Annotated in this window: 16 protein-coding genes and 1 pseudogene; all 17 read right to left on the minus strand. The window is 50.9% G+C overall.

Going from position 1 to position 8,776, the window contains the following annotated elements:
• Positions 1 to 3: 3 nt before the first annotated feature.
• The 17 genes and pseudogenes from rplE to tuf all read right to left on the minus strand — a co-directional run bounded on the left by rplE (position 4) and on the right by tuf (position 8,727).
• Positions 4 to 543 (minus strand): 50S ribosomal protein L5, encoded by a 540-nt coding sequence (rplE, locus tag DZE2538_RS17530; RefSeq protein ID WP_012768110.1) that lies wholly within the window; start codon positions 541 to 543, stop codon positions 4 to 6.
• A 14-nt stretch (positions 544 to 557) separates the two neighbouring features.
• Positions 558 to 872 (minus strand): 50S ribosomal protein L24, encoded by a 315-nt coding sequence (rplX, locus tag DZE2538_RS17535; protein ID WP_012768109.1) that lies wholly within the window; start codon positions 870 to 872, stop codon positions 558 to 560.
• Positions 873 to 882: 10 nt separating this feature from the next.
• Positions 883 to 1,254: a 50S ribosomal protein L14 gene (rplN, locus tag DZE2538_RS17540; RefSeq protein ID WP_012768108.1), complete on the minus strand. Its 372-nt coding sequence runs from the start codon at positions 1,252 to 1,254 to the stop codon at positions 883 to 885.
• A gap of 165 nt (positions 1,255 to 1,419) precedes the next feature.
• Positions 1,420 to 1,674, minus strand: coding sequence for a 30S ribosomal protein S17 (gene rpsQ / locus DZE2538_RS17545; RefSeq protein WP_012768107.1), 255 nt, complete (start codon positions 1,672 to 1,674; stop codon positions 1,420 to 1,422).
• Positions 1,674 to 1,865 (minus strand): 50S ribosomal protein L29, encoded by a 192-nt coding sequence (rpmC, locus tag DZE2538_RS17550; protein WP_012764048.1) that lies wholly within the window; start codon positions 1,863 to 1,865, stop codon positions 1,674 to 1,676. The genes rpsQ and rpmC overlap by 1 nt, the downstream gene beginning before the upstream one ends.
• Entirely contained in the window at positions 1,865 to 2,275 is a 411-nt protein-coding gene (gene rplP, locus DZE2538_RS17555) for a 50S ribosomal protein L16 (RefSeq protein WP_012768106.1), read from the minus strand. Before rplP ends, rpmC begins: the two co-directional genes overlap by 1 nt.
• A gap of 13 nt (positions 2,276 to 2,288) precedes the next feature.
• Entirely contained in the window at positions 2,289 to 2,990 is a 702-nt protein-coding gene (gene rpsC / locus DZE2538_RS17560) for a 30S ribosomal protein S3 (RefSeq protein WP_012768105.1), read from the minus strand.
• Positions 2,991 to 3,007: 17 nt separating this feature from the next.
• Entirely contained in the window at positions 3,008 to 3,340 is a 333-nt protein-coding gene (gene rplV / locus DZE2538_RS17565) for a 50S ribosomal protein L22 (RefSeq protein ID WP_012764045.1), read from the minus strand.
• Between the two features lie 14 nt (positions 3,341 to 3,354).
• Positions 3,355 to 3,633, minus strand: coding sequence for a 30S ribosomal protein S19 (gene rpsS, locus DZE2538_RS17570; RefSeq protein ID WP_012764044.1), 279 nt, complete (start codon positions 3,631 to 3,633; stop codon positions 3,355 to 3,357).
• Positions 3,634 to 3,649: 16 nt separating this feature from the next.
• The gene (gene rplB, locus DZE2538_RS17575; RefSeq protein WP_012886343.1) at positions 3,650 to 4,471 is read right to left on the minus strand and encodes a 50S ribosomal protein L2; all 822 of its coding nucleotides are present in this window, start codon (positions 4,469 to 4,471) and stop codon (positions 3,650 to 3,652) included.
• Between the two features lie 18 nt (positions 4,472 to 4,489).
• A pseudogene (rplW, locus tag DZE2538_RS17580) lies at positions 4,490 to 4,791 on the minus strand (50S ribosomal protein L23).
• Complete coding sequence (rplD, locus tag DZE2538_RS17585; RefSeq protein ID WP_012764041.1) at positions 4,788 to 5,393, minus strand: 50S ribosomal protein L4; 606 nt, start codon at positions 5,391 to 5,393, stop codon at positions 4,788 to 4,790. Before rplD ends, rplW begins: the two are co-directional and overlap by 4 nt.
• Before the next feature lie 10 nt (positions 5,394 to 5,403).
• A complete protein-coding gene (gene rplC, locus DZE2538_RS17590; protein WP_016943915.1) occupies positions 5,404 to 6,033 on the minus strand; it encodes a 50S ribosomal protein L3 in 630 nt (209 codons plus the stop codon).
• A 32-nt stretch (positions 6,034 to 6,065) separates the two neighbouring features.
• Positions 6,066 to 6,377: a 30S ribosomal protein S10 gene (rpsJ, locus tag DZE2538_RS17595; protein WP_001181005.1), complete on the minus strand. Its 312-nt coding sequence runs from the start codon at positions 6,375 to 6,377 to the stop codon at positions 6,066 to 6,068.
• A 291-nt stretch (positions 6,378 to 6,668) separates the two neighbouring features.
• Positions 6,669 to 7,142 (minus strand): bacterioferritin, encoded by a 474-nt coding sequence (gene bfr / locus DZE2538_RS17600; protein WP_012886345.1) that lies wholly within the window; start codon positions 7,140 to 7,142, stop codon positions 6,669 to 6,671.
• Positions 7,143 to 7,216: 74 nt separating this feature from the next.
• A complete protein-coding gene (gene bfd / locus DZE2538_RS17605) occupies positions 7,217 to 7,411 on the minus strand; it encodes a bacterioferritin-associated ferredoxin (RefSeq protein ID WP_012886346.1) in 195 nt (64 codons plus the stop codon).
• A 131-nt stretch (positions 7,412 to 7,542) separates the two neighbouring features.
• Entirely contained in the window at positions 7,543 to 8,727 is a 1,185-nt protein-coding gene (gene tuf / locus DZE2538_RS17610; protein ID WP_012882957.1) for an elongation factor Tu, read from the minus strand.
• Positions 8,728 to 8,776 lie beyond the last annotated feature (49 nt).

Genomic DNA, 8,776 nt, shown 5'->3' on the forward strand with positions numbered 1-8,776 from the left:
ACCTTACTTGCGGAACGGGAAGTTAAAGGCGGCCAACAGCGCACGGCCTTCATCATCGGATTTCGCAGTGGTGGTAATGGTAATGTCCAAACCACGAACGCGATCGACCTTGTCATAGTCGATTTCCGGGAAGATGATCTGCTCACGCACACCCATGCTGTAGTTACCACGTCCATCGAATGATTTCGAAGACAGACCGCGGAAGTCGCGGATACGCGGTACAGCAATGGTAATCAGACGCTCAAAGAACTCCCACATGCGTTCGCCACGCAGAGTTACTTTACAGCCGATCGGATAGCCCTGGCGGATTTTGAAGCCTGCAACAGATTTGCGTGCTTTGGTGATCAACGGTTTTTGACCGGAGATAGCTGTCAAATCAGCTGCGGCGTTATCCAGCAGCTTCTTGTCAGCGATCGCTTCACCAACACCCATGTTCAGGGTGATCTTCTCGACCCGAGGGACTTGCATGACAGAATTGTAGCTGAACTGAGTCATCAGTTTGCTAACCACTTCGTCTTTGTAGTAATCATGCAGTTTCGCCATCGTACTACTCCAAATTACTTGATAGTTTCGCTGTTAGACTTGAAGAAACGGACTTTTTTGCCGTCTTCGAATCTAAAGCCTACACGATCCGCCTTGCCGGTGGCCGCATTGAAGATTGCAACGTTAGAAACCTGAATAGCAGCTTCTTTTTCAACGATGCCGCCTGGTTGATTCAGCGCCGGAACCGGCTTCTGATGTTTTTTAACCAGGTTGATACCTTCAACAACGACCTTACCAGAAGTCAGGACGTTCTTAACTTTACCGCGCTTACCTTTATCTTTGCCGGTCAGCACGATAACTTCGTCATCACGACGGATTTTCGCTGCCATGATTCGCTCCTTAGAGTACTTCTGGTGCCAGAGAGATAATTTTCATGAACTTTTCAGTACGCAGTTCACGAGTTACCGGCCCAAAAATACGCGTACCGATAGGTTGCTCGCTGTTATTGTTCAGAATAACGCATGCATTACCATCGAAGCGAACGACAGAACCGTCAGGGCGACGAACACCCTTCTTGGTGCGCACCACTACCGCCTTCAGTACATCGCCTTTTTTCACCTTACCGCGGGGAATTGCTTCCTTAATGGTAATTTTGATGATGTCGCCGACGCCTGCGTAGCGACGGTGCGAGCCACCCAGAACCTTGATACACATTACGCGACGTGCACCGGAGTTATCGGCCACATTCAGCATAGTCTGTTCTTGGATCATGTTTAGTGCTCCGCTAATGTCAACTACTACTTTTCGAACCCTTGCGGGTCATTAATACCCCAGAATCGAGGGCGCAGCATTATAACACCACTTATCGACTGTGGGTAGAAAAAATAAACGGCCCTTTACAGAGCCGTTTATTATCAAGAGAAGGGCAATACTGTATTACAGAATCGCTTTCTCTACAACGCGAACCAAGGTCCAGGATTTGGTCTTGGACAGCGGACGGCATTCGCGGATTTCAACCACGTCGCCAATTCCACATTCGTTGTTCTCGTCATGCACGTGCAGCTTGGTCGTGCGTTTGATGAATTTACCGTAGATCGGGTGTTTCACGAAACGCTCAATAGCAACAACGGCAGATTTCTGCATTTTGTCACTAACGACACGACCTTGCAGAGTACGGATTTTATCGGTCATTACGCACCCGCCTTCTCAGTCAGTAAAGTCTTAACGCGTGCGACATTACGACGCACTTGCTTCAACAGGTGAGTTTGTTGCAGCTGACCGCTGGCAGCCTGCATGCGCAGATTGAACTGTTCACGCAGCAGTCCGAGCAGTTCGGTATTCAGCTCTTCAACGCTCTTTTCACGCAGCTCTTTTGCTTTCATTACATCACCGTCTTAGTTACAAAGGTGGTTTTGATCGGCAGTTTCGCTGCTGCCAGTTCGAATGCCTCACGGGCTAACTCTTCCGGCACCCCGTCCATTTCGTACAGGACTTTACCTGGCTGAATCAAGGCAACCCAATACTCCACGTTACCTTTACCTTTACCCATACGCACTTCAAGCGGTTTCTCAGTGATCGGTTTGTCCGGGAATACACGGATCCAGATCTTACCCTGACGCTTAACAGCACGGGTCATAGCACGACGAGCAGCTTCGATTTGACGAGCAGTCAGGCGACCGCGGCCAACAGCTTTCAGACCGAAAGTGCCGAAGCTAACATCCGTACCTGCAGCCAGACCACGGTTGCGGCCTTTGTGCACTTTACGGAATTTTGTACGCTTTGGTTGTAACATTCAGCGACTCTCCTTACTTGCGGCCTTTACGCTGCTGCTTTTTCGGTTGAGCAGCCGGTTTTTCCGGTTGTTCAACGGCAGCCATACCACCCAGGATCTCACCTTTGAAGATCCACACTTTCACACCGATGACACCGTAAGTGGTGTGCGCTTCGGAGGTGTTGTAGTCGATGTCAGCACGCAGTGTGTGCAACGGAACACGACCTTCGCGGTACCATTCGGTACGTGCGATTTCGGCGCCGCCCAGACGACCGCTAACTTCAACTTTGATACCTTTAGCGCCCAGACGCATGGCGTTCTGAACAGCACGCTTCATCGCGCGACGGAACATAACACGACGTTCCAGCTGAGAAGTGATGCTGTCAGCAACCAGTTTTGCGTCCAGTTCAGGCTTACGAACTTCAGCGATGTTGATCTGCGCCGGTACGCCAGCGATATCCGCTACGCCCTTACGCAGTTTTTCAACGTCTTCACCTTTCTTGCCGATAACGATACCCGGGCGAGCAGTGTGAATGGTCACACGAATGCTTTTAGCCGGACGCTCGATAACGATGCGAGAAACGGAGGCTTTCTCCAGTTCCTTGTTCAGGTACTGACGAACTTTAAAATCGCTGTCCAGGTTGTCAGCGAATTCTTTGGTATTCGCATACCAGGTAGAGTTCCAAGTTTTGACAATACCCAGGCGAATACCATTAGGATGTACTTTCTGACCCATTGCTAGTCTCCAGAGTCTCAGCGATCGGACACAACCACAGTGATGTGGCTGGTACGCTTCAGGATGCGATCCGCACGACCTTTAGCACGCGGCATAATGCGTTTCATGCTCGGGCCTTCGTCTACGAAGATTTTCGCAACTTTCAGATCGTCAATGTCAGCGCCATCGTTGTGTTCTGCGTTAGCAATGGCAGACTCCAGTACTTTCTTAACCAGACCAGCAGCTTTCTTGTTGGTATAGGTCAAAATATCCAGAGCTTGCGACACTTTCTTACCGCGAATCAGGTCAGCCACCAGGCGAACCTTCTGGGCAGAAGAACGAGCATGGCGATGTTTAGCGATAGTTTCCATCTCTTCCTCCTACCTTATTTCTTCTTGGCTTTTTTATCAGCCGCGTGGCCGCGATAAGTACGAGTCGGCGCGAATTCACCCAGCTTGTGTCCGACCATCTCATCAGAGATGAATACCGGAACGTGCTGACGACCATTATGGACAGCGATGGTCAAACCGATCATGTTTGGAAAGATCGTTGAGCGACGGGACCAGGTGCGCAGGGGCTTCTTGTCACCGCTTTCCACCGCTTTCTCTACCTTCTTCAGCAAGTGCAGGTCAATAAATGGACCTTTCTTGAGAGAACGTGGCATGGTTTATCCTCTAAAATTATTTAGTACGGCGACGTACGATGAATTTATCAGTACGCTTGTTGCTGCGGGTCTTCTTACCTTTGGTCTGAACGCCCCACGGAGTAACCGGGTGCTTACCAAAGTTACGACCTTCACCACCACCGTGCGGGTGGTCAACCGGGTTCATTGCCGTACCACGAACGGTAGGACGAACACCACGCCAGCGTGCAGCACCTGCTTTACCCAGAACGCGCAGCATATGCTCAGCATTGCCGACTTCGCCCAGCGTTGCGCGGCAGTCGGATTCGACTTTACGCATTTCGCCAGAACGCAGACGCAGGGTAACGTAAGCACCTTCACGAGCAACGATCTGAACGTAGGCACCAGCGGAGCGAGCCAGCTGGCCGCCTTTACCTGGTTTCATTTCTACGTTGTGAACCGTTGAACCGACCGGGATGTTACGCATCGGCAGGGTGTTACCGGTTTTGATTGCAGCATCAACACCAGACTGAATCTGGTCACCCGCTTTCAGGCCTTTCGGCGCCAGGATGTAACGGCGTTCGCCGTCTTTGTACAGAACCAGCGCGATGTTCGCGGAACGGTTCGGATCGTACTCCAGACGCTCAACTACAGCCGGGATACCATCTTTGTTGCGTTTGAAGTCAACAATACGGTACTGCTGTTTGTGACCACCACCGATGTGACGAGTGGTGATGCGACCATTGTTGTTACGGCCACCGCTTTTGCTGTTTTTTTCCAGCAACGGGGCATACGGTTTGCCCTTGTGCAGCTCAGGGTTAACCACTTTAACAACGTGGCGACGACCCGGAGATGTCGGTTTACACTTAACAACTGCCATTGTTCTTACTCCTCCGACTTACTCTGCGCCGCCGATGAAGTCCAGATTCTGGCCTTCTTTCAGGGTGACGTAAGCTTTTTTCCAGTCGCTACGACGACCGATACGCTGTCCGTGACGTTTTACTTTCCCTTTAACAACCAGGGTGCGGACGTCATTGACTTCGACTTCAAACAGTTTCTGTACAGCAGCTTTGATTTCTGCTTTAGTCGCGTCTTTAGCAACTTTGAGTACGATGGTGTTGTTTTTTCCATCGCAGTAGACGCTTTTTCAGAAACGTGCGGCGCGCGCAATACTTTCAGCAGACGTTCTTCACGAATCATGCCAGCATCTCCTCAACTTGCTTAACAGCATCAGCAGTCATAACCACTTTGTCGAAGGCGATCAGGCTTACCGGATCGATGCCTGCTACGTCGCGTACGTCAACCTTGTACAGGTTGCGAGCGGCCAGGAACAGGTTCTCATCCAGTTCACCAGTGATGATCAGCACGTCATCCAGCGCCAGTTCTTTCAGTTTCTGAGCCAGCAGCTTGGTTTTCGGTGCTTCAACAGAGAACTTCTCGACAACGATCAGACGGTCCTGACGTACCAGTTCGGACAGGATGCTTTTCAGCGCGCCGCGGTACATCTTTTTGTTTACTTTCTGGCTGTGATCCTGCGGCTTGGCTGCGAAAGTCACGCCACCAGAACGCCAGATCGGGCTCTTGATAGAACCAGAACGCGCACGGCCGGTGCCTTTCTGACGCCACGGTTTTTTACCGGAACCAGTTACTTCAGCACGGGTCTTCTGAGCGCGAGTACCTTGACGGGCACCTGCTGCATAAGCAACAACAACCTGGTGAACCAGCGCTTCGTTGAAATCACGACCGAAGGTAGTTTCGGAAACAGTCAGCGCGCTTTGCGCGTCTTTCAATACTAATTCCATTGCTATCTCCTCACGCCTTCACAGCCGGTTTAACGATCAGGTCGCTACCGGTTGCACCCGGGACTGCACCTTTAACCAGCAGCAGGTTGCGCTCAGCGTCAACACGTACTACGTCCAGGCTCTGAACGGTTACACGTTCGTTACCCAGCTGGCCTGCCATTTTCTTGCCTTTGAACACTTTGCCCGGAGTCTGGTTCTGACCGATAGAACCCGGTACACGGTGAGACAAGGAGTTACCGTGGGTAGCGTCCTGAGTGCGGAAGTTCCAGCGCTTAACGGTACCGGCAAAGCCTTTACCTTTAGAAGTACCGGTAACGTCTACTTTCTTAACGTCAGCGAAAACTTCAACGCTAATGTCCTGTCCTACAGCGAATTCTTCGCTGTCAGCCAGACGGAATTCACGCAGAGTACGACCAGCCTCAACGCCAGCCTTGGCAAAATGACCTGCTTCAGGCTTGGTTACACGGTTAGCTTTTTTAGCGCCGGTGGTGACCTGGACAGCACGGTATCCGTCGTTCTCCAGGGTTTTAACCTGAGTCACGCGGTTTGCTTCAATTTCGATTACGGTTACGGGGATAGAAACGCCTTCTTCAGTGAAGATGCGGGTCATACCCACTTTTTTACCGACTAAACCAATCATTGTTTCAACCTCTCAATCGCTCAATGACCTGATTAACCCAGGCTGATCTGCACGTCTACACCGGCAGCCAGATCCAGACGCATCAGAGCATCAACGGTTTTCTCGGTTGGCTCAACGATGTCAACCAGACGCTTGTGAGTGCGAATCTCGTACTGATCACGCGCGTCTTTGTTAACGTGCGGGGAGATCAGAACGGTAAAGCGCTCTTTGCGGGTCGGCAGCGGGATCGGACCACGGACCTGCGCACCAGTGCGCTTGGCAGTCTCGACGATTTCCGCGGTTGATTGATCGATCAGACGATGATCAAACGCTTTCAGGCGGATACGGATTCTTTGGTTCTGCATGAGACCAGAGCTCCAATTATTTTATAAACGAAAATAATTACTACTCGTACCCATTACGATTGATGGGAGAGTGTAATCGTTCGGTACATAACCCCCATATCGGGAGTATTGTTCGGCGGGTATCGGGTACCTGCCTTCAGATTCATACGAATCGGGCCTACCATTTCAGGTAAGCCCGCGCATTATACGTAAATTCGCTCAGGAAGCAATCGAAAGTTAGAAGTGATGCTTTATTAACCTGGTTAGGGTTACATCGCGGTCATATTGACGCGTGTGGCAGAGGGGAGAAAATCACTCTTCTTTCAACTGCGTTTGCAGGTAGTTCTGCATGCCCAGACGCGCGATCAGTTCCAATTCGGTTTCCAACCAATCGATGTGCTCTTCTTCGTCGGTGAGCACCTCAATCATCAAATCACGACTGACATAATCTCTCACTGAATCAGCATAAGCGATGGCCTCGCGTAAGTTCTTCGCGCCCTCAAGCTCCAGCGCAAGATCCGAGCGTAGCATCTCTTCAACATCTTCACCGATATTCAGTTTGCCGAGATCCTGTAGATTTGGGACCCCTTCCAGAAACAGTATGCGTTCAATGTACCGATCTGCATGTTTCATTTCGTCAATCGACTCATGATACTCATGATCGTTAAGACGCTTGAGTCCCCAGTTCTTAAACATGCGGGCGTGAAGGAAGTACTGGTTGATAGCCACCAGCTCATTGCCCAACAGTTTATTCAGATGTGTAATGACATTTTTATCGCCTTTCATGACTTTGCTCCTCCGCTTCAGTATTAAAAAGTGTAGAAGCGGTCTACACAGAGTCAAAAAAATGCCCTTACGACTCAGGCGACTTTATACAATTGCGCATCTTTTGCTGTTTCTTCTTCCAGAATCAGTCGGGCCTGACGGATACATTTGCCGCATGACGTTCCGATCGGCACAAATTGCTTCAGCTGTTTCAGCGACTGCGGTTGATGCTGGCGAACAACCTGCCGGATGACTTTATCGGAGACGGCATTGCATAGACAGACATACATATGCGGATAACTCATTTTTTAATCAACTCACCGCATTGTAAATAAGAATGGTTTTTATTTCAATTCATCATTGGGAGAATAAAAAAAGGGTACCGAAGTACCCTTTTCACTTTTCATGTCAGTTATCGATATTAAGCGATAACTTTAGCAACCACGCCGGCGCCTACAGTACGGCCACCTTCACGGATTGCGAAACGCAGACCGTCGTCCATCGCGATCGGCGCGATCAGGTTTACGACCATCTTGATGTTGTCGCCAGGCATAACCATTTCTACGCCTTCCGGCAGTTCGATGGTGCCAGTCACGTCAGTAGTACGGAAGTAGAACTGCGGACGGTAGCCTTTGAAGAACGGCGTGTGACGGCCACCTTCGTCTTTGCTCAGGATGTACACTTCAGATTCGAACTGAGTGTGCGGCTTGATTGAGCCCGGTTTAGCCAGTACCTGACCACGCTCAACTTCATCACGTTTGGTACCACGCAGCAGAACACCGACGTTCTCGCCCGCACGGCCTTCGTCAAGCAGTTTACGGAACATTTCAACGCCGGTGCAGGTGGTTTTCGTGGTGTCTTTGATACCCACGATTTCCACTTCTTCACCCACTTTGATGATGCCGCGCTCTACACGACCGGTCACTACAGTACCACGGCCGGAGATAGAGAATACGTCTTCGATCGGCAGCAGGAACGGCTTGTCAATCGCACGCTCAGGTTCCGGAATGTAGCTGTCCAGTGCTTCAGCCAGCTCGATGATTTTCGCTTCCCACTCGGCATCGCCTTCCAGCGCTTTCAGCGCAGAACCGCGGATTACCGGCGTGTCGTCGCCCGGGAAGTCGTACTGAGACAGCAGCTCACGCACTTCCATCTCAACCAGTTCCAGCAGCTCTTCGTCATCAACCATGTCGCATTTGTTCAGGAACACGATGATGTACGGAACGCCTACCTGACGACCCAGCAGGATGTGCTCACGAGTCTGCGGCATCGGGCCGTCAGTCGCAGCAACAACCAGGATCGCGCCGTCCATCTGGGCAGCACCGGTGATCATGTTTTTCACGTAGTCGGCGTGTCCCGGGCAGTCAACGTGCGCGTAGTGACGAGTCGGGGTATCGTATTCAACGTGAGAAGTGTTGATGGTGATACCACGCGCTTTTTCTTCCGGCGCGTTGTCGATCTGGTCGAATGCACGAGCCTGGCCACCGTAGGTTTTTGCCAGAACGGTAGTGATGGCAGCAGTCAGAGTAGTTTTACCATGGTCAACGTGGCCGATAGTACCGACGTTGACGTGCGGTTTTGTACGTTCAAATTTTTCTTTAGACACGGCTATATTCCTTACTCAAATGCTCTCCCCTTATGGAGAGAGCACGGGA

Origin of the sequence: Dickeya zeae NCPPB 2538, assembly GCF_000406165.1 — a bacterium.
Taxonomy (GTDB): Bacteria; Pseudomonadota; Gammaproteobacteria; order Enterobacterales; family Enterobacteriaceae; genus Dickeya; species Dickeya zeae.